Origin of the sequence: Streptomyces sp. NPDC019937 (genome assembly GCF_040631655.1) — a bacterium.
GTDB lineage: Bacteria > Actinomycetota > Actinomycetes > Streptomycetales > Streptomycetaceae > Streptomyces.
Genome location: NZ_JBEYAL010000035.1, coordinates 72,173 through 91,344 on the forward strand (window position 1 = coordinate 72,173; position 19,172 = coordinate 91,344).

The 19,172-nt window shown below is 73.6% G+C and carries 16 protein-coding genes and 1 rRNA gene; 4 read left to right on the plus strand and 13 right to left on the minus strand.

Annotated features, from left to right (window positions below):
• Window positions 1-358: 358 nt before the first annotated feature.
• Window positions 359-2,161: a glycoside hydrolase family 15 protein gene (locus tag ABZ562_RS30420; RefSeq protein WP_361485685.1), complete on the plus strand. Its 1,803-nt coding sequence runs from the start codon at window positions 359-361 to the stop codon at window positions 2,159-2,161.
• A 31-nt stretch (window positions 2,162-2,192) separates the two neighbouring features.
• Window positions 2,193-3,878: a PucR family transcriptional regulator gene (locus ABZ562_RS30425; RefSeq protein ID WP_361485651.1), complete on the plus strand. Its 1,686-nt coding sequence runs from the start codon at window positions 2,193-2,195 to the stop codon at window positions 3,876-3,878.
• Window positions 3,879-3,898: 20 nt separating this feature from the next.
• On the opposite strand, the gene ABZ562_RS30430 is transcribed toward ABZ562_RS30425, so the two are convergent.
• The 6 genes from ABZ562_RS30430 to ABZ562_RS30455 all read right to left on the minus strand — a co-directional run bounded on the left by ABZ562_RS30430 (window position 3,899) and on the right by ABZ562_RS30455 (window position 10,726).
• Entirely contained in the window at window positions 3,899-5,074 is a 1,176-nt protein-coding gene (locus ABZ562_RS30430) for a glycoside hydrolase family 64 protein (RefSeq protein ID WP_361485653.1), read from the minus strand.
• A 137-nt stretch (window positions 5,075-5,211) separates the two neighbouring features.
• Window positions 5,212-6,345: a glycosyltransferase family 4 protein gene (locus tag ABZ562_RS30435; RefSeq protein WP_361485687.1), complete on the minus strand. Its 1,134-nt coding sequence runs from the start codon at window positions 6,343-6,345 to the stop codon at window positions 5,212-5,214.
• A gap of 238 nt (window positions 6,346-6,583) precedes the next feature.
• Window positions 6,584-8,335, minus strand: coding sequence for a DNA repair protein RecN (gene recN / locus ABZ562_RS30440; protein ID WP_361485655.1), 1,752 nt, complete (start codon window positions 8,333-8,335; stop codon window positions 6,584-6,586).
• A 181-nt stretch (window positions 8,336-8,516) separates the two neighbouring features.
• Window positions 8,517-9,482 (minus strand): NAD kinase, encoded by a 966-nt coding sequence (locus tag ABZ562_RS30445; protein ID WP_361485657.1) that lies wholly within the window; start codon window positions 9,480-9,482, stop codon window positions 8,517-8,519.
• On the minus strand, window positions 9,479-10,345 hold the full coding sequence (locus tag ABZ562_RS30450) for a TlyA family RNA methyltransferase (RefSeq protein WP_361485690.1): 867 nt from the start codon (window positions 10,343-10,345) through the stop codon (window positions 9,479-9,481). Before ABZ562_RS30450 ends, ABZ562_RS30445 begins: the two co-directional genes overlap by 4 nt.
• 42 nt (window positions 10,346-10,387) lie before the next feature.
• Window positions 10,388-10,726 carry a hypothetical protein gene (locus ABZ562_RS30455; RefSeq protein ID WP_361485659.1) on the minus strand — a complete coding sequence of 113 codons (339 nt, stop codon included), beginning with the start codon at window positions 10,724-10,726 and terminating at the stop codon, window positions 10,388-10,390.
• A gap of 66 nt (window positions 10,727-10,792) precedes the next feature.
• Here ABZ562_RS30455 and ABZ562_RS30460 point away from each other — a divergent pair, with 66 nt between their 5' ends.
• A complete protein-coding gene (locus ABZ562_RS30460; protein ID WP_361485661.1) occupies window positions 10,793-11,140 on the plus strand; it encodes a sterol-binding protein in 348 nt (115 codons plus the stop codon).
• A gap of 23 nt (window positions 11,141-11,163) precedes the next feature.
• Here ABZ562_RS30460 and ABZ562_RS30465 read toward each other — a convergent pair whose 3' ends face one another.
• From ABZ562_RS30465 to ABZ562_RS30480, 4 genes are all read right to left on the minus strand, one after another.
• Window positions 11,164-12,129 (minus strand): ABC transporter ATP-binding protein, encoded by a 966-nt coding sequence (locus ABZ562_RS30465; RefSeq protein ID WP_361485663.1) that lies wholly within the window; start codon window positions 12,127-12,129, stop codon window positions 11,164-11,166.
• Window positions 12,126-13,187: an iron chelate uptake ABC transporter family permease subunit gene (locus tag ABZ562_RS30470; RefSeq protein ID WP_361485665.1), complete on the minus strand. Its 1,062-nt coding sequence runs from the start codon at window positions 13,185-13,187 to the stop codon at window positions 12,126-12,128. Before ABZ562_RS30470 ends, ABZ562_RS30465 begins: the two co-directional genes overlap by 4 nt.
• The gene (locus tag ABZ562_RS30475) at window positions 13,184-14,245 is read right to left on the minus strand and encodes an iron chelate uptake ABC transporter family permease subunit (protein WP_361485667.1); all 1,062 of its coding nucleotides are present in this window, start codon (window positions 14,243-14,245) and stop codon (window positions 13,184-13,186) included. The genes ABZ562_RS30470 and ABZ562_RS30475 overlap by 4 nt, the downstream gene beginning before the upstream one ends.
• A gap of 118 nt (window positions 14,246-14,363) precedes the next feature.
• The gene (locus ABZ562_RS30480; RefSeq protein WP_361485669.1) at window positions 14,364-15,395 is read right to left on the minus strand and encodes an HAD-IIA family hydrolase; all 1,032 of its coding nucleotides are present in this window, start codon (window positions 15,393-15,395) and stop codon (window positions 14,364-14,366) included.
• 79 nt (window positions 15,396-15,474) lie between these two features.
• On the opposite strand from ABZ562_RS30480, the gene ABZ562_RS30485 reads away from it, so the two are divergent.
• A complete protein-coding gene (locus ABZ562_RS30485) occupies window positions 15,475-16,758 on the plus strand; it encodes a DUF1015 domain-containing protein (protein ID WP_361485671.1) in 1,284 nt (427 codons plus the stop codon).
• A gap of 86 nt (window positions 16,759-16,844) precedes the next feature.
• Here ABZ562_RS30485 and ABZ562_RS30490 read toward each other — a convergent pair whose 3' ends face one another.
• The 3 genes from ABZ562_RS30490 to rrf form a co-directional block, all read right to left on the minus strand.
• Window positions 16,845-17,591 carry a hypothetical protein gene (locus ABZ562_RS30490; RefSeq protein WP_361485692.1) on the minus strand — a complete coding sequence of 249 codons (747 nt, stop codon included), beginning with the start codon at window positions 17,589-17,591 and terminating at the stop codon, window positions 16,845-16,847.
• A gap of 23 nt (window positions 17,592-17,614) precedes the next feature.
• Window positions 17,615-18,676: a hypothetical protein gene (locus ABZ562_RS30495; protein WP_361485673.1), complete on the minus strand. Its 1,062-nt coding sequence runs from the start codon at window positions 18,674-18,676 to the stop codon at window positions 17,615-17,617.
• 196 nt (window positions 18,677-18,872) lie between these two features.
• A 5S ribosomal RNA gene (rrf, locus tag ABZ562_RS30500) occupies window positions 18,873-18,989 on the minus strand.
• Window positions 18,990-19,172: the final 183 nt, after the last annotated feature.

Consider the following 19,172-nt stretch of genomic DNA (forward strand, 5'->3'; position numbering starts at 1 on the left):
CCGCTGGAGGGCGTCAGCGTGACACCGCCCGCCGCACCTCCGCCGCACCGTACGCTGTCATGACAACAACGCGTATCGTCCGCACCTCGCGTATCGCCACAACTACCCCGCGTACGCGACCCCTGGACACGACGAGCCCCACCCATGATCCGGCCACCCGATCGGCGGTCGTGACGCGAGCCACGATATGGACGGGCTCAAGCGGATCACTGTCCTGCGTCGTATCCTGCTCGGACGAAACGCTACGAGCCCCGGCACGGCACCACCAGCTCGCCTCCGGAACAAGAGCTCGTCCAAAATTTTCCGGAGACCGTAAGCACGCCCGCAGGGGCATACGGCCGTTCGAATGGGGAAGCACGTGGCCGGGCGTATCGAGGACTACGCACTCATCGGTGATATGCAGACCGCCGCCCTCGTCTGTAAGGACGGGACGGTGGACTGGCTGTGCCTGCCTCGCTTCGACTCCCATGCCATCTTCGCCGGTCTGCTGGGCACCGAGGAGCACGGATTCTGGCGGCTGGGCCCCGCGCACACCGCCGGGAGCGAGCCCCCGGCCGCCGACCGGCGCCGCTACCGGGGCGACTCGCTGGTGCTGGAGTCGGAGTGGGACACCCCGCGCGGCACGGTCCGCGTGATCGACTTCATGCCGCCGCGCGACGGCGCCCCGCAGCTGGTGCGGATCGTCGAGGGGGTCAGCGGCCGGGTGCCGATGCGCTCCGCGCTGCGGATGCGCTTCAGTTACGGCTGGGTCGTGCCGTGGGTGCACCGGGTGGACTCGCGGACGGTCGCCGTCGCCGGTCCCGACTCGGTGTGGCTGGACACCGAGGTCGACACCTTCGGCAAGGACCTCACCACCTACGCCGACTTCACGGTGGCCCCCGGCGACCGGATCGCCTTCACCATCAGCTGGCAGCCCTCGCACAAGGAGCCGCCCGCCCTGCCCGAGCCGGAGGCCGCGCTGGAGGCGACCGAGGATTTCTGGCGGGAGTGGGTCGAGCACTGCACGTACCACGGCCCCTACCGGGACGCGGTCGTCCGCTCGCTGATCACCCTCAAGGCGCTCACCTACGCCCCCACCGGCGGCATCGTCGCCGCGCCCACCACCTCGCTGCCCGAGGAGATCGGCGGCGTACGGAACTGGGACTACCGCTTCACCTGGCTGCGGGACGCCGCGATCACCCTGTCCTCCCTGCTGCGCACCGGCTACCGCGAGGAGGCGCGCGCCTGGCGCGAATGGCTGCTGCGCGCGGTCGCGGGCGACCCGGAGAACCTGCAGATCATGTACGGCATCGCGGGTGAGCGGGAGCTGTCCGAGGCCGAGCTGACCTGGCTGCCGGGCTACGAGAACTCCCAGCCGGTCCGGGTCGGCAACGGCGCGGCGGGCCAGCTCCAGCTGGACGTCTACGGCGAGGTCACCGAGGCCCTGCACCTGGCCCACATGACGGGCCTGGCCCGCAACGACTACGCGAGCGTGCTCCAGCTCAAGCTGATCCAATACCTGGAGGAGCACTGGGACGAGCCCGACGAGGGCATCTGGGAGGTGCGCGGCCCGCGCCGGCACTTCGTGCACTCCAAGGTGATGGCCTGGGTCGCCGTCGACCGCACCGTCAAGCTGATCGAGTCGGGCGACGTGGACGGCCCGCTGGACCGCTGGCGGGATCTGCGCGACGAGATCCACCGGGACGTGTGCGAGAAGGGCTACGACGCCGAGCGCAACACCTTCACCCAGTCCTACGGCTCCAAGGAGCTGGACGCCTCCCTGCTGCTCATCCCGCAGATGGGCTTCCTGCCGCCGGACGACAAGCGGGTCATCGGCACCATCGAGGCGATCCAGCGCGAGCTGTCCACGTCCGACGGTTTCGTGATGCGCTACCCGACCGCGGGCGAGGACGCGGGCGTGGACGGCCTGGAGGGCGACGAAGGCGCCTTCCTCGCCTGCTCGTTCTGGCTCGCCGACGACCTGGCGATGATCGGCCGGGTGGACGAGGCCCGCAGGCTCTTCGAGAAGCTGCTGGGGCTGCGCAACGACCTGGGCCTGCTGGCCGAGGAGTGGGACCCGCACCACCAGCGCCAGGTGGGCAACTTCCCGCAGGCGTTCAGCCACGTCCCGCTGATCGACACCGCCCTGCGCCTGACCGCCTCCGGCGCGTACGGCGGCTGACGCGACGGCCCGCCGGGGCGGCCGGGACCGGATGGAAACTCAAGGAACGATCACCGTGGCGCGGGCCCTGGACCTGCCCGCCCTGCGCCGCGGCCTCCCCGAGGTGGTGACCGGGGCCGAGCTGCTGGACCGGCCGGTGCGCTGGGTGCACGCCGGTGAGGCGCCGAACATCGCCGCCCTCCTCAAGGGCGGCGAGCTGCTGCTGACCACCGGTCTCGGCGTCGGCCCCCGCCCCGCCGAGCAGCGCGCCTTCGTCCGGCGGCTGGCCGAGCGCGGCATCGCGGCGCTGGTGGTGGAGCTGGGCCCGCGGTTCCGTACGCTCCCGGTGGCGGTGGTCGAGGCGGCGCGCTCGTGCGGGCTGCCGCTGGTGCAGCTGCACCGCGAGGTGCCGTTCGTGGCGGTCACCGAGGAGATCCACACCGAGATCGTCAACGAGCACTACGCCCTGCTGCGCCAGGCCGACGTCGTCCACCGCCAGGGCACCGAGGTACTGCTGCGCGGCGGCGGAGTGCCGGAGATCCTGCGGAACTTCGCCGAGTTCGCGGGCAATCCGGTGTTCCTGGAGACCCCCGACGGCCGGCTGCTGTACGCGGCCGGGCCCGCGGGCGTGACTCCTGGCGCCACCGATCCGCTCCAGGCGTGGGAGGGGCTGCGTGCCCGCCGCGCGGACCGCAGGCCGCCCGAGCCGCCGGCGGGCAGCGTGCTGGCCGATGTGCCGGGCGGCGGCCGGGGGCCGGGCGCGGTGCGGGCCCGGCTGACCGTACTGCCGGTGGCCGCGCCGCTCGCCCCGGTCCACCGCATCGCCGCCGAGCGGACCGCGGATCTGCTGGCGGTGGTGCTGCTGCGGGCGCGCCAGGAGGAGGAGCTGACGGCGCGCGGCCGGGGCGACTTCCTGACCGATCTCGCGGAGGGGCGGGTGGAGCCGTCGGACGCCTCCGCGCAGGCGCGGGTGCTGGGGTTCCGGCCGTCCGGCGACGGCCCGCTGCTGCCGATGGTGATGCGGCTCGCGGAGGACCCGCATCCGCTGAGCGGGAGCGGGGGCGGAGGCGGGGCCGCCGGGGGCGCCGGGGCGGAGAGCTGGGCGGAGCTGGCCCACGCGCTGCGGGAGGAGCTGGCGTCGGTGGGCGTGCCGGTGCTGCTGGGCGTACGGCTGCCGGAGGCCCGGGTGCCGCTGCTGGTGGGCTTGCGAACCGCGGCGGACCGCGGCGCGGTGGCGATGCGCGTCGCGGCGGCCCTGCGGGCTGGGGTGGGGCGGGCCTGGCCCGACCGGCCCGCCGGGGCGCATCCGCCGGTGGTGATCGCCGGGCTCGCGGCGGGCTGGGAAGGGGTCGGCGGCGAGCTGCGGCACGCGGCGGAGGCGGCGCACGCGGCGCACGGGCTGGCGGACCGGGACTGGTACGACGTCCGCAGCCTGGATGTCGACCTGTTGCTGTGGCGACTGCGTGAGCACGGCGACCTCGCCGCCTTCGTCGACCGGGTGATCGGCCCGCTGCTCGCCCACGACCGTGACGCCCGTCCGCCGCTGGTGCCGACGCTGGAGGTCTATCTGCGGCACGCGGGCCGCAAGGCGGAGACGGCCCGCGCGCTGCACCTCAACCGCCAGACGCTGTACGACCGGCTGGCCCGGATCGCCCGGCTGCTCGGCACCGACCTGGAGGACCCCCAGACGGTGCTCGCCCTGGGGGTGGCCCTCCAGGCCCGCCGCCATGTGCGGTGAGGCGTCCGGAACGGGGGCGTCTAGAACGGGGTCAGGGTGAGGGTGATCCCGGTCGGGGCGGTGTCCTGGATGTACGACGCGAAGTCGGCCACGTCGTCGAAGGCGAAGCCGTACGCCTTGCCGTCGGCGGTCGCCGCGTGCATCGCCCTGGCGTAGTGGTGGGTGACCGGCTCCCCGTAGAAGGCGGCCGGGTCGGCGGTGGGCTGGGCGGCGGTGTCGTGCAGCGTGGTGCGGTTGAAGCCCGCGCCGAGGATGGCGGCGACCGGCCCCGTCGTACCGTCGTTGGGCGCGGCCAGGGCGCCGTCGCAGAACAGCACGTCCTTGGTGGACGGCTTGTCGAAGGCGACCGCGGCGGGGCCGGTGAAGGAGAGCCTGCCGCCGCTGACGCGGCCGGTGAAGGTGCCCGCGTTGGTGGTCACCTTGAGGTCCTTCGATCCGTAGGTGTCCCAGACCCGGTCGATGTACGACGCGAAGTAGTCCGGTGCGAACAGTCCCGCGCCCATGCCGTGGCCGGGCGCGATGACCCGTAGATCGTCGCCGACGATCAGCTTCTGATAAGCGTCGACGGCGCGGAGGTCGGAGAAGACCTTGGCGCGGGCGCCGTCCTTGAGGGCCCCGGTCGTCTGGTCCTTCGCGCCGGTGAGGCGGATGGCGAGCGGGACGCTGAACATGTCGACCATGGTGGTGTTGCAGAACATCCCGGCGGCGTTGAAGGTGAACTCCGCGCAGTCGTGCATGACCTGGTAGTTCGGGTCGCCGGACACCCAGCCCGCCGGGTACTGCAGCGCGGCCTTGCCCGCCCCGTCCGTCACCACCTTGAACTTGAGCTTGGCGCCCAGCGCGACATAGATCCGGCCGGACATCCGGGGCAGCGTCAGCCTGGTGTCGCCGTTCGCCGCGAGCGGGATCGCGTAGTCGGCGAAGCCGTCGGCGCCGTTGTCGGAGGCCGCGACGGGGGCGAGTGCGCCGTCGGGGGTGACCCGGACCTGCTGGTGGCCGTCGTTACCGACGATGTAGAGCCACACCGACGCGTTGCCGAACTGGCCGGTCTTGTTGACGACCGTGAGGGGAAGCGTCTCGGCGGCGCTCGTCGGGCGCTGGGCCGCGCCGGCGCGGCCACTGGCGAGTGTGAGGCCGGTGCCCGCGGCAGCGGCGGAGGCGGCGATTCCACTCAGCAGCATTCTGCGCGTGATCATGACAAAGTACTCCTCGGCGTAGTGGGGGTTGCCGGGACATGGCACAGCACATGCCATGGGGAAAGACGGAGGTCGCCTCGCAGGAGAGCGCTCTCTCCGTCCACCGCGCAGCACCCTGCCGATCGGCGCCGGGGGCGTCAACCCCTTGCGCGCATAAAGGTCTGCACCAATTCGTCGTAGACGCTGAGGACATGGGCCACCGTGTCGTCCTCCGACGGCCACTCCGCCGTCCGCGCCCGCCCCGCCGCGGTCAGCTCCGCGCGGCGCCCGGGGTCGGCCAGCAGCCGGGTCACGGTGCCGGCCAGGGCGCCGGGGTCGCCGTACGGGACGAGTTCGGCGGCCTCGCCCACCAGTTCGGGCACCCCGCCCACCGCCGTGGCGACCAGCGGCACCCCGGCGTGCAGCGCCTCCTGGGCCAGCAGCGAGCGCGCCTCCCAGCGGCTGGAGAGCACCGCGACGTCGGCGACGGCCAGCAGCCCGGGCACGTCGTCCCGGCGGCCGAGCAGCCGCACCGGGAGCCCTTCGGCGTCGATCCGGCGCTGCAGCAGCGCACGATCCGGCCCCTCCCCCGCGATCGCCAGCAGCGGCGGCGGGTCCAGGGAGCTCCAGTGGCGCGCCGCGTCCAGCAGCGGGCCGAGGCCCGCGGCGGCGTCCAGACGGCCGACCGCGAGCAGCAGGGCCCGCTCCACCGCGCCCAGTTCCGCGCGCGCCTTCTGGCGGGCGCCGTCGTCCGTCTCGGGCGCGCGGCGCGGCGCGGGCACCGCGACCGGCGCGAGCCGGGCGTCGCGCGCCCCGCGGTCGCGGGCCCGGTCCACCAGGTCCGAGGAGACGCCCAGCACGACCGCCGCGGCGCGCGCCACCCGCCGCTCCATCAGCCGTACGACGCGGGCCCGCGGCCCTTCGGCCTCCCGCTTGGTGTGCCAGGTGACGACGAGCGGGACGCCCCGGCCGCGCAGCGCGAGCGCGGCCAGCAGACCGGGCCACAGCCCGTGCGCGTGCACCAGCCCCGCGCCGACGGAGGCGGTACGGATCGACGCGATGCTCCCGGCGTCCGTACGGCCGTCGAGCGGTGCGAACCGGGCGCCCGCCTCCGTGAAGCCGTACCCGTGCTCGGCGCTCCAGGGCCCGCAGACCGTCACCCGCAGCCCGCGCGCCACCAGCCCGGCCGACAGCGACCGCACGTGCACCCCGCTGCCCGAAGTGCCTTCGCCCAGCACCTGAACGGCGTGCAGCGACGGCTGCCCGTGCGGCGGGACCGGGGTGTTGCTCACGGTACTGCTCACTCGGGCGGAGCTCCTGGGGCGATGTCGGAGGTGCGGTGACGCGCTGCGGGTGCGGTGCGGACGCGCTGCGGGTGCCTGCGCCAAGAATGCCAGCACTCGCGGTGCGCTCGCCGCAACGTTCCCATGTGACGCCCGCCCGGCGCTCGCCCGTACGTCCGTGGCACCACCCGCACGGGTGAATCTCGCGGGTTCCGCCCGATCGCCGGGGAATTCCGGGGCGCCGAGGTCAGCGGCCCGTGCGCGCCGCCTCCAGCAGTTCCTCCGCGTGCGCCCGGGCCAGCTCCGAGTCCTCCTGTCCGGCCAGCATCCGGGACAGCTCCCGGACCCGGTCCTCGCCCTCCATAGCCTTCACGCCGCTGCGCGTCACCGCCCCGTCGTTCGTCTTCTCCACCACCAGGTGCCGGTCCGCGAACGCGGCGACCTGCGGCAGGTGGGTGACGACCACCACCTGGGCGGACCGGGCCAGCCGGGCCAGCCGGCGGCCCACCTCGACCGCGGCCTTGCCGCCGACCCCGGCGTCCACCTCGTCGAAGAGGTAGGTCGGTACGGGGTCGGAGCCCGCGAAGACGACCTCGACCGCGAGCATCACCCGGGACAGCTCACCGCCCGAGGCGCCCTTGGCGATGGGGCGCGGCGGTGCGCCGGGGTGGGGGGCGAGCAGCAGCTCGACCTCGTCGGCGCCGTGCGGACCGTACGTCACCGCCCGCCCGTCGACCTCGATCCCGGCCGCTTCGTCCGCGGCCTCGGTCTGCCGGATCGCGAAGGTCACCCGGGCGTGCGGCATCGCGAGGGACGCCAGTTCCTCGGTGACGGCCTCGGCGAAGCGCGCCGCGGCCTCCGTACGGGCGTCGGTGAGCGCCTGGGCCAGCCCGCCCAGGTCGGCGCGGAGCGCGTCGCGTTCGGCCGTCAGCTCGCTGATGCGGTCGTCGTCGCCGTCCAGTTCGGCGAGCCGGGCGGCGCCCTGCTCGGCCCAGGCCAGCACGTCGCTGATGTTCTCGCCGTACTTGCGGGTCAGCTGGGCCAGCGCGGCGCGGCGCTCCTCCACGGCGGCGAGCCGCAGCGGGTCGGCGTCCAGATCGTCGGCGTACCCGGCGAGTTCACCGGCCACGTCGGACAGCAGGATGCCCACCTCGCCGATGCGGTCGGCGAGGGCGGCGAGGGCGGGGTCGTGGGAGCGGACCGCCTCCAGGGCGCGGTGGGCGCCACCGACGAGGGTGGCGGCGTCCACGCCCTCGGGGTCCTCCGGGTTGCCCGCGAGGGCGGTGTGCGCGAGGGCGGCGGCGGACGCGAGGGCCTCGGCGTGGCCCAGCCGCTCGGCCTCGGCGGCGAGTTCGTCGTCCTCGCCCGCCCGTGGCTCGGCGGCGGCGACCTCCTCCAGGCCGAAGCGGAGCAGATCGGCCTCCTGCTCCCGCTCGCGGGCCCGTGTGGTCAGCTCGTCCAGTTCGGCGGCGACGGCGCGCAGCCGCCGGTAGGCGCCCGCGTACTTCTCCAGCGGCCCGGCGACGGCGGCGCCCGCGTACCGGTCCAGCGCCTGGCGCTGCCGGGCGGGCCGCATCAGGCCCTGCTGGTCGGTCTGTCCGTGGACGGCCACCAGGTCGTCGGCCAGTTCCCCGAGCAGCCCCACCGGCACGGACCGGCCGCCCACATGGGCGCGGGACCGGCCTTCGGCGGAGAGGGTACGGCTGATCAACAGCGCCCCGTCGTCGAGTTCGGCCCCCGCCTCCTCGGCCCGTACGGCGACGGCCGAGCGGGCGTCGACCGTGATCCGGCCCTCGACGACCGCCGCCTTGGCGCCGATCCGCACCAGGGCCGCGTCGGCGCGCCCGCCGAGCAGCAGCCCGAGGCTGGTGACGACCATGGTCTTGCCCGCGCCGGTCTCGCCGGTTACCGCGGTGAAGCCCGGTGACAGCTCGACCACGGCATCGTCGATGACACCCAGCGCACGTATCCGCATCTCCTCCAGCACGTGCAAGACCATACGAGGTTTACCGGCCACCTCGCGACGGCCACCCCCGGGGACCGCCGCGCCGTCGCTCCGGGTGATCGCCCGGTGGCCGCACCACCTCGTCTTCCGCGCGGCGGGGAGGGTTCCGGACGTACCCCCTCGAAAGGGTTTTCCCGGTTCCCTCCCCCTGCCGGACGACCCGTCGGGCGGGCGGCTAGTGCGGCGCGCCGCGCCAGCCCGCGACCGGCAGCGCGAACTTCGCCACCAGCCGGTCGGTGAACGACGCGTGGTGCAGCCGGGCCAGCCGGACCGGCACCGCTCCCCTGCGCACCTCCACCCGCGCCCCGGCGGGCAGCTCCACGGTGCGCCGCCCGTCGCACCACAGCACCCCGTGCGGGGTCTGCGGCTGCACCTCGACCGCGAGCACCGACTCCGGCGTCGTCACCAGCGGCTTCGCGAACAGGGCGTGCGCGCTGATCGGGACCATCAGCAGCGCCTCGACCTCGGGCCACACCACCGGGCCGCCCGCCGAGAAGGCGTACGCCGTCGAGCCGGTCGGGGTCGCGCACACCACGCCGTCGCCGCCGAAGCGGGAGACCGGTCGGCCGTCGACCTCGGTGACGACCTCCAGCAGCCGCTCGCGCGCCGCCTTCTCCACCGATGCCTCGTTCAGTGCCCAGTCGGTGTGCACGATGTGCCCGTCGTTGCGGACCAGCACATCGATGGTCATGCGCTCCTCGACCTCGTACTGGCGGCTCACCACCCGGTCCACGACCTTGTCCAGGTCGTCCCGCTCGGCCTCGGCCAGGAAGCCGACCCGGCCGAGGTTGACGCCGAGCATCGGCACGCCGGAGATGCGCGAGAACTCCGCGCCGCGCAGCAGCGTCCCGTCCCCGCCGAGCACCACCAGCAGTTCACAGCCGTCGAGCACGTCCCGGTCCGCGTCGACCAGTTCGACCTCGGGCGGCAGCGGCAGGTCCGCGGCCTCGGCGGCGAGGACCCGCACGCCGATGCCGCTGCGCACCAACCCCTGGACGACGAGTTCGGCGCTGCGGATGGCCGCCGGGCGGCCGGTGTGCGCGAGGAGGAACACGGTGCGGTCAGCGGTTGACTCCGACGTCGGCTTGAACGCTGTCTCCGCCGCCGACTCCGCCTTTGCCGCTGCTTCTGAAGTGGTCAACTGGGCCCCTCCGCCACTGCACGGTCAACATCGTCCGGGTCCAGTGCCGGCGCCCCGGCGCGCATCCACAAAAAGTACTCGACGTTCCCCGACGGCCCCGGCAGCGGGCTGGCGGTCACGCCGAGTACGCCCAGCCCCAGGTCCGCCGCCTGATGAGCCACCGTCCGCACCGCCTCGGCGCGCAGCTCGGGGCTGCGGACGACTCCACCGCTGCCGAGCCGCTCCTTGCCGACCTCGAACTGTGGCTTGACCATCAGCACCAGATCGGCGTCGGGAGCGGTGCAGCGCACCAGGGCGGGCAGCACCAGCCCGAGCGGGATGAAGGAGAGATCCCCGACGACAACGTCCACGGGCTCGCCTCCTATCTGCTCCGGCGTCAGCTCGCGTACGTTCGTACGGTCGAGAACGGTCACGCGTTCATCACTTTGCAAAGACCATGCAAGCTGCCCATAGCCGACGTCGGCGGCGACGACATGGGCGGCGCCCGCGCGCAGCAGGACGTCGGTGAAGCCGCCGGTGGACGCCCCCGCGTCCAGCGCCCGCCGCCCGGCGACGGTCAGCCCGGAACCGGAGACCGGGGTGGGTCCGGTCAGCCGCCCCGCCCCGGCGCGGTACTCCTCGCTGAACGCGTACAGCGCGCCCGCGAGCTTGTGGCCGCCGCGCGAGACATAGTCCGGATCGCTGTCGTCGTCGATCACCACGACCGCGGCACTGGTCTCGACCTGCGTCGCGGCCTTGGTCGCGGTGGCCCCGCCGACGGTCACACGGCCCGCCGCGATCAGCTGGCTCGCGTGCTCACGCGAGCGGGCCAGCTTGCGGCGCACCAGCTCCGCGTCGAGTCGTACGCGTCGTGGGCGGGTCACTGCCACGGGTCGTTCAGCTCCTGGGGTCGGGGCGGATCGTCGTCATGAGGAGGGGACGGGCGGGGCCGGGGGGCCGGGCCGCCGGTCGAGTGCCGTCAGCGTGTCCCGCAGACCCCGGTGCACATCCTCGTACACCTCCAGGTGACCGCTCACGGGGAGGTCGTCCGCATCGGCCAGCCGGTCGAGCCGGGTGTCGACGTCGGGGACGCCGGTGGGCGTACGGCCGACCCCGAGCGGAGCCGGGTCGGCGGGCCCGGACGGCGCCGCCACGGGCGCCCCGGAGGGCCCGGGGGCCGCCTCGGCGGGTTCCGCCGCCGGCCCCGCGACGGGCTCCGGCTCCGGCTCTGGCAGGGGCCGCCCGCCCGGCATCGGCTCGTTCATGCACCCGACGCTACCGCGAAGCGCGCGTTCTCCGACGGGGCACGACCTGCGGTACCGTCATCGGCGATGGCCACCTTGGAACAGTGCCGCGACGCACTCGACAAACTGGCGGAGAACCTCGCGGGCGCGGACGGGGACCTCCGCGGCGCCGCCGCGCTCGACCGCTCCGTGAGCTGCTGGATCACCGACCTCGACACGACCTTCCTGGGCCGTCTCGTGGACAGCCGCATCGAGGACGTGACGGCCGCCCCCGGCCCACCGGCCGAGCGCGCCCAGATCCGGCTGACGATGTCCGGCGACGACCTGGTGGCCCTGGTCGACGGCGAGCTGCACTTCGCCCGCGCCTGGGGCAGCGGCCGGGTCAAACTGGAGGCCGGGCTGCGCGACCTGCTGCGGCTGCGGAAACTGCTCTAGGCCCTGCCCGGGGTCTCCGCGGCTCAGGACTCCGTCGCCGCCGCGGCCAGCGGCTCCACCGCCGCCTCCGCCTCCGTCCGGGCGGCCTTACGGGACTGGCGGGCGGCCGGTATCACCAGCGGCGTCCCCGTCTCCGGATCGTCGATCACCTGGCAGCGCAGCCCGAAGACCCGCTCCACCAGCTCCGCCGTGACGATGTCCCCCGGTGCGCCCTCCGCGACGACCTCCCCGCCCCGCATCGCGATCAGATGCGTGGCGTACCGGGCGGCGTGGTTCAGGTCGTGCAGCACCGCGACGAGGGTGCGGCCCTGCTCCTCGTGGAGCTGGGCGCACAGGTCGAGGACGTCGATCTGGTGCTGGATGTCCAGGTACGTCGTCGGCTCGTCCAGGAGCAGCAGCGGGGTCTGCTGGGCGATGGCCATGGCGATCCACACCCGCTGGCGCTGCCCGCCGGACAGTTCGTCGACATAGCGATCCGCCAGCTCCGCCACGCCGGTCGCCGCCATCGACTCCTGGACGATCCGCTCGTCCGTCTCCGACCACTGCCGCAGCAGCCCCTGGTGCGGGTAGCGGCCGCGGGCGACGAGGTCGGCGACGGTGATCCCGTCCGGGGCGATGGAGGACTGCGGCAGCAGGCCGAGGGTGCGGGCGACCTTCTTGGCGGGCAGCGAACCGATCGCCTCGCCGTCCAGCAGTACCGATCCGGCCGCCGGCTTCAGCATCCGGGACAGGGCGCGCAGCAGGGTGGACTTGCCGCAGGCGTTGGGCCCGACGATCACCGTGAAGGAGTGGTCGGGGACGGTGACCGACAGATCCTCGGCGACGGTGCGCCGGTCGTACGCGAGGGTCAGTCCCTCGGCGGTGAGCCGCTGCCGATCGGTCGTCTTGCTGGTGCTGGTGCTGGTGCTGGAAGCCACGGTGTGCCCGGTGTCCTTTTCTCTGTAGCCCTTGTCGCCCTTGATGCCCTTGCCGCGCTCACGTTCCGTCATATCCGCCCCGCCTTGCGCTCGGTCACCAGCAGCCACAGCAGATAGCAGCCGCCCAGCATCCCGGTCAGCGCCCCGACCGGCAGCTGGTCGGCGCCGAAGGCCCGCTGCGCGGACCAGTCGGCGGTGACCAGCAGGGCCGCGCCCATCCAGGCCGAGGGGAGCAGGTTGGGACCGGGGGAACGGGTCAGCCTGCGGGCCAGCTGCGGGGCGACGAGCGCCACGAAGGCGACGGGCCCGGCGGCGGCCGTGGCGGAGGCGGTCAGCAGGACGGCCGCGAACATCAGCACCAGCCGGGTCCGCTCGACCCGCACCCCGAGGGCGTACGCGCTGTCATCGCCCATCTCCAGCATCCGCAGGCCCCGCGCCTGTCCGAGGATCACGGGCAGCAGGACCGCGCAGACGCAGGCCAGCGGCCAGACCTGGCTCCAGTCGCGTCCGTTGAGTGAGCCGGTCAGCCACACCACCGCGCGGGTGGCGTCGGGCAGGTCGGCCTTGGTGAGCAGATAGCCGTTGACGGCGGCGAGCATCGCGGTGGCGCCGATGCCGACCAGCACCAGCCGGTAGCCGTGCACGCCCCGCCGCCAGGCCAGCGCGTACACCCCGAGCCCGGTCAGCAGACCGCCGCCGATCGCACCGGCGGCGACCTCGGCCGGGTCGCCCTGGAAGAGCACGATCACGGCGAGCGCCCCGGCCGCCGAGCCCTGCCCGAAGCCGATCACGTCCGGACTGCCCAGCGGGTTGCGGGAGATGGACTGGAAGACCGCCCCGGCCAGCCCGAGGGCCGCGCCGACCAGCAGCCCGACCAGGACGCGCGGCAGCCGCAGATCGTGGACGATGAAGTCCTGGGCCATGGTGCCGTTCCCGGCCAGGCTGCGGAGCACATCGGCGGGGCCCATGGGGAAGTCGCCGGTGCCGATCAGGACCACGCTCATCGCCAGCGCCACGGCGAGCAGCAGCAGCCCCACGACCGCGGCGCGGACGTCCAGGCGCAGCGAGAGGCCACCGGTGCGCAGCGTGACTCCGCCCGCCCTGGGCGTGGTGCGCTTGCTCGCGTTCACAGTTGGGCCATCCTTCGGCGGCGTACGAGGTAGAGGAAGACGGGCCCGCCGACGAGCGAGGTGACGACGCCGACCTGGAGTTCGGCGGGCCGGGCGACGAGCCGCCCGATGACATCGGAGCCCAGCAGCAGGACGGGCGACAGCACGGCCGCGTACGGCAGCGTCCAGCGCATATCGGGTCCGGTGAGCGCCCGGACCAGGTGCGGAACCATCAGCCCCACGAAGGCGATCGGCCCGCAGGCGGCGGTCGCGGCCCCGCACAGCAGGGTGACGGCCAGCATGGACAGCGCCCGGGTGCGGCCCAGGTGGGTGCCGAGCGCGCGCGCCGTTTCGTCGCCGAGCGCCACCGCGTTCAGCGAACGGCCGAGCAGCAGCGCCAGCACCGCGCCGACCAGGAGGAACGGGGCCACCTGGCGGACCACGGTCATATTGGCGGAGGCGAGCGAACCCACCGTCCAGAAGCGCATCTTGTCGAGCGCCGCGCTGTCCAGCAGCTGCACGGAGTTGATGTAGCCGTAGAGCGCCGCGTACACGGCCGTACCGGCGAGCGCGAGCCGCACCGGGGTGGCGCCCCGAGTGCCGCCGAGCGCGTACACCAGCACGGAGGCGACGGCGGTGCCGAGGAAGGCGAACCACACGTATCCCGTCAGGGAGGTGACGCCGAGAAAGCTGATCGCGGAGACGACGGAGGCGGACGCGCCCGCGTTCAGCCCCAGCAGCCCGGGGTCGGCGAGCGGGTTGCGGGTGAGGGCCTGGATGACCGCGCCCGCGAGCCCGAGGCCGAGGCCCACGAGCAGCCCGAGGAGGGTGCGTGGCAGCCGTACGTCCTTGATCACCACGTCGGTGTCGCCGCCGGTGTAGTGGAACAGCCCGTGCCAGACGTCCCCCAACGCGATCGGCTTGGCGCCGATCGCGACACTGGCGGCCGCGACGGCCACCAGCAGGCAGAGGGAGACGCCGAGCCCGGCCGCTCGACGCGCGGTGTGCCGGCGGGGTGGCGGGGCCGCCGTCTCGGTCGCCGTCTCGGGTCCGGTTTTCGCCGGACTGACCAGGGTCACGCGGAACTCCACCTCACAGCACGGCCGGTCAAGACTTAGGTTAGGTTACCCTAAGCCGTGCTGGTGTCGCCCGGACGGGCCGCGTCCCGGTCACATCACCCCGGGTCCTGGCGCTCTCTCACCATCCGAGCCGAGCCAACGCCTTCCCCGCGTCCGCGTCGCTCACACCCTCCCCCGCCGCGTTCCAGGCCGCCGCGCACAGCGCCCGCAGCCCGTCCAGCGGCTCATCGCCGTCCCCCTCCAGCAGCAGCGCGCCGTCGCCCACCCGCGCGGTCCAACCGCCGCACCGGAAGCCCCCGTCGACCGGCTCGACGACCGGCTGGGGCGTCAGCAGCCCCCGCAAGTCGCGGTCCACATAGGCCGGACGGTGCTTCGGCTCCGCGGCCAGCAGCTGCGCCGGGGTCGTCACCCCGGTCAGTACGAGGAGCGAGTCGACGCCGCCCGCGTACGCCCCCTCGATATCGGTGTCCAGCCGGTCCCCCACCACCAGCGGCCGCCGGGCCCCGGTCCGCAGGATCGTCTCCCGGTGCATCGGCGGCAGCGGCTTGCCCGCGACCTGCGGATCCCGGCCCGTCACGATCCGTACGACCTCCACCGCCGCACCGTTGCCGGGCGCGATCCCGCGGCCGCTCGGAATCGTCAGATCCGTATTGGACGCGTACCACGGCACCCCGCGCGCCACCGCGTAGCCCGCCTCCATCAGCCGCGCCCACGGCAGGTCCGGCCCGCCGTACCCCTGGACCACCGCCGCCGGGTCGTCATCGGCGGACTCCACCGGCAGCAGCCCGCGCTCGCGCAGCGCCACCCGCAGCCCCTCCCCGCCGATCACCAGCACCCGCGCGCCCTGCGGCAGCTGCTCGGAGATCAGCCGGGCGACCGCCTGCGCCGAGGTGATCACGTCCTCGGCCCCGGCGGGCACCCCGAGCCGGGTCAGGTGCTCGGCGACGGTCTGCGGCGTACGCAGCGCGTTGTTGGTCACATACGCCAGCCGCATCCCGCCGTCCCGCGCGGTGACGAGCGACTCCACGGCGTACGCGATGGCCTCGCCACCCGCGTACACCACCCCGTCGAGGTCCAGCAGCGCGGTGTCGTACGCCTCGTTCAGCGACCGCTGGCTGCCCTCGGGCGCGATCCGGACGGTCTGGTTCATGGGGGCACACTCTCCTCGCAGATCCATGCGTTCTCGCCCCGATCATGGCGCATCGCCGGCCGGGGCATAACATTCTCTAATGAGCACTTCAGGGCCTGGCGGGCAAGGTCTCCAGCTCACCCCCTTCCGGGGGCTGCGCTACGTCGCGGAACAGGTCGGCAGTCTCGCCGCCGTCACCTCACCGCCTTACGACGTGGTCGTACGCCCCGACGGTCTGCGCGAACTCGAGACCGCCGATCCTCACAACATCGTCCGGCTCATCCTCCCGCAGGCCGGCACCCCCGCCGACCGCCACCGGCAGGCCGCGGACACGCTGCGCCGCTGGCAGGCCGACGGCATCCTCGCCCCCGACCCCGAACCGGCCCTGTACGTCTACGAACAGCGCGACAGCCACAGCCTCCAGCGCGGGCTGATCGGCGCCCTGCGGCTGAGCCCGCGCGAGGAGGGCGTCGTCCTCCCGCACGAGGAGGTCATGCCGCACATCGTCGAGGACCGCGCCGACCTGATGCGCGCCACCGCTGCCAACCTCGAACCCCTGCTGCTCGCCTACCGCGGCAACGGGAACGGCGGTGCGGCGGAGGTCATCGAACGCACCATCCGGCACGAGCCGTTGCTCTCCACCACCACCGAGGACGGCTTCGCCCACCATCTGTGGCGGATCACCGACCCGGCCGACCTGGTCGAGATCGCCGCCGATCTGCGCGACCACCAGGCCCTCATCGCCGACGGCCACCACCGCTGGGCCACCTATCTGCGGCTGCGCGAGGAGCGGGCCGAGCCCGGCCCCTGGGACTTCGGCCTCGTCCTGCTCGTCGACACCGCGCGTTACCCGCTCCGGGTCCGGGCCATCCACCGGCTGCTGCGCCACCTGCCGGTGGCCGAGGCGCTGGCCACGGCGCGCACCGCCTTCCGGGTACGGACGGTCGACGGCCCGCTGCCCCGCGCCCTGGACGCCCTCGCCGAGGCGGCCACCGCGCCGGACGGCGGAAACGCGTTCCTGCTCGCGGGCGACGGCGGATTCCATCTGCTCGACCGGCCCGACCCCGGGCTGCTGGCCCGTACGGTCCCCGAGGGGCGGCCGGAGGCCTGGCGCACGCTGGACGCGACGGTCCTGCACTCGCTGCTCCTGGACCACCTCTGGCAGATCCCGGACAGCGCCGAGCACATCGGGTACATCCACGACGCGGAAGCGGCCGTCGAACAGGCGGAGCGGCACGGCGGCACGGTGGTGCTGATGCATCCGGTGCGCGAGGAGGTCGTCCGCGAGCTGGCGCGGCAGGGGGTCGCGATGCCGCGCAAGTCGACGTCCTTCGGGCCGAAGCCCGCCACTGGGCTGGTGCTGCGCAGCCTCACCCTGGGCTGAGCCGGCGGACGTCCCGAAGAGGCGCGTCAAGGCAAAGAGGGCGGAGCCCCGGCCGGGGGTGGTGGCCGGGGCTCCGCCCTCAGGCATCAGCTGCCGTCGCTGTCCGCCGTGTCCTCGGCGGCGTCCTTCGTGACCTCCGCGGTTTCCGCGGCCTCCACGACCTGCTCGGCCGGCTCGGCCTCCACGGCGGCCTCATCACCGTCGAGCGCGTCCACGAACTCGACACCATCCAGCTCCGCGAGCCGGTCGGAGGCGTCCGTGGTGCCGCCCTGGTCCGCCTCCAGCGCCTTGGCGAACCACTCCCGCGCCTCGTCCTCACGGCCGACGGCCAGCAGCGCGTCGGCGTAGGCGTACCGCAGCCGCGCGGTCCACGGCTGGACGGAGTTCGAGGCCAGCTCCGGGCTCTGCAGGGTGACGACGGCGGCGTCGGTCTGGCCCATGTCGCGCCGGGCACCGGCGGCCACCAGCCGCATCTCGACCTGCCCGGCCCGGTCCAGCTTCTGCACCTCGGGCTCACCGGCCATGGTCAGCGCCCGCTCGGGACGGCCCATGCCGCGCTCGCAGTCGGCCATCACCGGCCACAGGTCGTTGTTGCCGGTCATGCGGCGCGCGGCACGGAACTCCGCCAGCGCCTCCGAGTACTTCGCGACGGCGTACGACGCGAACCCCGCCGCCTCACGCACGGCGGCGACGCGGGAAGCGAGCCGCAGCGCGACGCGCGAGTACTGGTAGGCCCGCTCCGGGTCCTCGTCCAGCAGCTTGGCGACCATGACGAGGTTCTTGGCGACGTCCTCGGCGAGGGTCTTCGGCAGGCTCAGCAGCTCCTGCCGCACGTCCTTGTCGATCTCGTCACCGGTCACCTCCTCGGGGATCGGCAGCCGCTTGATCGGCTCGCGGTCCCGGTCCCGGCCGCGCTCGTCGCGGTCACGACGGCCGTAGCCCCCGGACCGGTCGTCACGCCCCCGCCCCTGGCCACCGCCGTACGGACGCCGAGACCCACGGTCGTCCCGCCCGCCGCGGAAGCCGCCATCGCGGTCATCCCGCCGCGGCCCGCGGGGCCGGTCGTCACGGCGGTCGTCACGCCGGTCGTCCCGGCGGAACCCACCGCGGTCATCACGACGGTCATCACGCCGGAACCCACCACGGTCATCACGCCGATCGTCGCGCCGGTCGTCGCGCCGGAACCCACCACGGTCATCACGGCGATCATCCCGGCGGTCATCACGCCGGTCATCGCGGCGGAACCCGCCCTGGCCACCCTGACGGAAGCCACCGTCGCGGTCGTCACGACGCGGGCCACGCGGAGGACCGTCACGCCGGTCGTCACGCCGGTCGTCACGCCGGTCGTCACGCCGGTCGTCCCGGCGGAACCCACCACGGTCATCCCGGCGGTCGTCACGGCGGTCATCACGCCTGAACGCGGGCCGATCGTCCCGGCGGTCGAAGCCACCGCGCGGCCGGTCACCGCGATCGTCACGGCGGCCGAACCCGCCCGGACGTCCGCCACGGTCATCGTCGCGACGCGGGCCACGCGGAGGACCGTCACGCCGGTCATCACGGCGGAACCCACCACGGTCATCCCGGCGATCATCGCGGCGGTCGTCACGGCGGTCATCACGCCGGAACCCACCACGGTCATCGCGGCGGTCATCCCGGCGGTCGTCCCGCCGGTCATCGCGGCGGAACCCGCCCTGGCCACCCTGACGGAAGCCACCGTCGCGGTCGTCACGACGCGGGCCACGCGGAGGACCGTCACGCCGGTCGTCACGGCGCTCGTAGCCACCGCCCGGTCGGCCACCCCGATCGTCACGGCGGCCGTAGCCGCCACTGGGGCGTCCGCCACGGTCGTCATCGCGACGCGGCCCACGGGGCCGATCGTCACGCCGGTCGTCCCGCCGGTCATCCCTGCGGAACCCACCACGATCACGGTCGTCGCGGCGCGGTCCGGAGTCCCGGAAGTCCCTCCGGTCGCCGCCGTCCCGGCGCCGCGGCTCGCGGTCTCCCCGGTCGTCGGAAGAGTTGGTGGACATCTACGTGACTCCTGTCTTCAGGTCAAAACAAAAAGGACCCCTGGTCCCAGCATGAACGCTGGGACCAGGGGTCCTCCAAAGATTGTTCGGCGGCGTCCTACTCTCCCACAGGGTCCCCCCTGCAGTACCATCGGCGCTGAAAGGCTTAGCTTCCGGGTTCGAAATGTAACCGGGCGTTTCCCTAACGCAATGGCCACCGAAACCCTATCGGGTTCTAGCGAACAAGCACACTTTTCAATTAAATAAGTGGAACTGATTCACCGGTGCGACTGTTCGCAACCCGGGAACCACACAGTGGACGCGAGCAACTGAGGACAAGCCCTCGGCCTATTAGTACCAGTCAACTCCACCGGTCACCCGGCTTCCATATCTGGCCTATCAACC